At 44.8% G+C, this 2,073-nt stretch carries 4 protein-coding genes and 1 pseudogene; all 5 read right to left on the reverse strand.

Annotated features, from left to right (window positions below):
• Positions 1-216: 216 nt before the first annotated feature.
• Entirely contained in the window at positions 217-504 is a 288-nt protein-coding gene (locus KDK15_RS19600; RefSeq protein WP_257297082.1) for an addiction module antidote protein, read from the reverse strand.
• Entirely contained in the window at positions 479-802 is a 324-nt protein-coding gene (locus KDK15_RS19605; protein WP_257297083.1) for a type II toxin-antitoxin system RelE/ParE family toxin, read from the reverse strand. Before KDK15_RS19605 ends, KDK15_RS19600 begins: the two co-directional genes overlap by 26 nt.
• Positions 803-1,161: 359 nt before the next feature.
• Complete coding sequence (locus KDK15_RS19610; RefSeq protein WP_257297084.1) at positions 1,162-1,593, reverse strand: type II toxin-antitoxin system VapC family toxin; 432 nt, start codon at positions 1,591-1,593, stop codon at positions 1,162-1,164.
• Positions 1,590-1,847, reverse strand: a complete 258-nt coding sequence (locus tag KDK15_RS19615) for a type II toxin-antitoxin system Phd/YefM family antitoxin (RefSeq protein WP_257297085.1) — start codon at positions 1,845-1,847, stop codon at positions 1,590-1,592. Before KDK15_RS19615 ends, KDK15_RS19610 begins: the two co-directional genes overlap by 4 nt.
• Before the next feature lie 93 nt (positions 1,848-1,940).
• Positions 1,941-2,073 (reverse strand): annotated as a pseudogene (locus KDK15_RS19620) (transposase); the annotation flags it as partial.

The raw sequence follows: 2,073 nt of genomic DNA on the forward strand, positions 1-2,073 counted from the left end.
TTCTGTGAGCGCCTGAGGGGGAGGTTCCCTTGGGCGACTCGACAGGGGGTTGGAGTTGCAATTGGCAGCTCCTTCTGCCCGGTGCTGAAGGGGAGGTTCCTTCGGTTGACTCGACTGAGGGTTGAGGTCGGTAACGGCCTTTTCTACTCGGAATTGTGCGTGTGCCGTTTATTTTGAAAAAAACCTTTATAACTTTGTAAACTGCTGAACATACCCTTATTGCTGAGGAGCAGTTTTCAAACTGACGCCAAGCGCCTGCAAAATCTTGAATACGGTATCGAACCTTGGCTTTGCTCCCGGTGCTAGCGCTTTGTATAAGCTTTCACGACCAAGCCCTGTCTCATTAGCTATTTTTTGCATGCCGGTCGCCTTGGCAATATCACCTATCGCCGATAAGAGTAAAGCTTGGTCTCCTGTCTCGATTGCAGCATTCAGGTATTCTGAAATTGTTTCACTATCTTCAAGATATTCTGATGCATCAAATATTTTTAATCCCTTCGCCATTTAATACCTCCAGATCTTTAAGAATCTGTTTAGCCTTTTCAATATCTCTGGACTGGCTTGCTTTGTTGCCACCATTGAGTAACACAAAGATCACATTGCCTTGCCTGCAAAAGTAAATCCTATACCCGGCACCATGGTGGATTCTTAGTTCTGCAATCTTGCTGCCGACAAGTTTCCAGTCTCCCATATGACCTTGTTCCAGCAATTTCAGAGCAGCCAGTATTCGAGCTTTAGCCGCCTTGTCTTTTAGCTTTTTCAGCCATTTCTCAAACTGTGCTGTAGTTTTGAGCAAATACATAACAGTAGAATGTATCCTTATGGATACAAATTAAAGCTCTCAGGCTGGTAAATGTCAAGCTTTACAAGAAGGAAAACCGGGGGCAGAAAACCAAAAAGAAAATCGGGGTCATATATGTTCCGCCCCGCGATGCAAGGAAAGGAAAAACCAGGGTCTTTCTTCGTGCATAACTTTTATCGTTTATAAAAATAGAAAGAAGATATTTTCACAATGTGCCGTGACTCAAATCCCCATTGACTCTAAAATCACCAACTCTAATCTTTCAAATCTGTGACCTTCCTATAAACGACAGTATATATGCACAAAGAAAGACCTGACAGCAATTTTGTGCCAGGACAATCAGGAGTATTCACAAATCATCAAAAACAGGATTCATTCCACGGGTTAAACAGCTCAGCCTGGCTCTGTCGCATATCATCGATGTTCCGGGTAACCACTGTGCAACTATGGACTAAACCTGTCACTGCAATTAACCCATCAATAGCTGGTATTGGGATGCCCGCCAGTTCGGCTTCGGCTTGAATAGCACCCCATTTAAGGGCCACATTTAAGTCCACTGACAGGATTCGGCGCCTGAATCTATCTTTAAGGTCAAACTTCAGCCAGTTGCGTAATTTTCTTCGCCGGGCAGGGTCTTTATTTTTTTCGACTCCTTTTTCAATCTCTCCCAGTGTTAATACACAAAGGTAAAGACTTTGTTCATCCACACTTCCTAACCAATCGATCACTTGCGGGTTTGGTTTTTTTTTGAACGCTTCGGATAATACATAGGTATCGAGTAGATATTTCACAATTCAATATCCCTCGGCATCTCTTTGTCTCTGGTAAACTCTTCTGTTTCTGTGGTGCCTGCAAAAGGTGAGCTGCGTAAAAAGTCAACCAGGTTGTTTTCAGGCAGGGTCATTCTCTGGTAATCATCGTAAGAGATCACCACTACTGCGTTATCGCCGTGTTTGGTGACAAATTGGGGACCCTCATTACAGGCCTTTTCTACTATGTGACTGAATTTGCTTTTTGCTTCCTGGAGTTGCCACTGGTTTGCCATGATAAGCCCCCTTGTAATTGATGATGACTTGAAAAGACTAGTCTGACTAGATATCAACGTCAAGATAGCCCGGAGGTTGTCCCAGAATAGACTGACAACGGTTCTGTCACCGTGTATCAACAGGGTTCGCAGGTAAGTATCGCCCCGTTTACTGATCCCCAGCAACGTGGACACGCCACCGGTCGATTGCTGCTTTGGCACCAAGCCCAGCCAGGCAGCCCCCTGC

It is taken from the genome of Endozoicomonas sp. YOMI1, from assembly GCF_024606345.1.
GTDB lineage: Bacteria > Pseudomonadota > Gammaproteobacteria > Pseudomonadales > Endozoicomonadaceae > Endozoicomonas.

Coding starts and splice junctions, on each gene's coding strand:
- KDK15_RS19615 (WP_257297085.1), bottom strand. CDS start 1,847: ATGGCAAACCAGTGGCAACTCCAGGAAGCAAAAAGCAAATTCAGTCAC.
- KDK15_RS19605 (WP_257297083.1), bottom strand. CDS start 802: ATGTATTTGCTCAAAACTACAGCACAGTTTGAGAAATGGCTGAAAAAG.
- KDK15_RS19600 (WP_257297082.1), bottom strand. CDS start 504: ATGGCGAAGGGATTAAAAATATTTGATGCATCAGAATATCTTGAAGAT.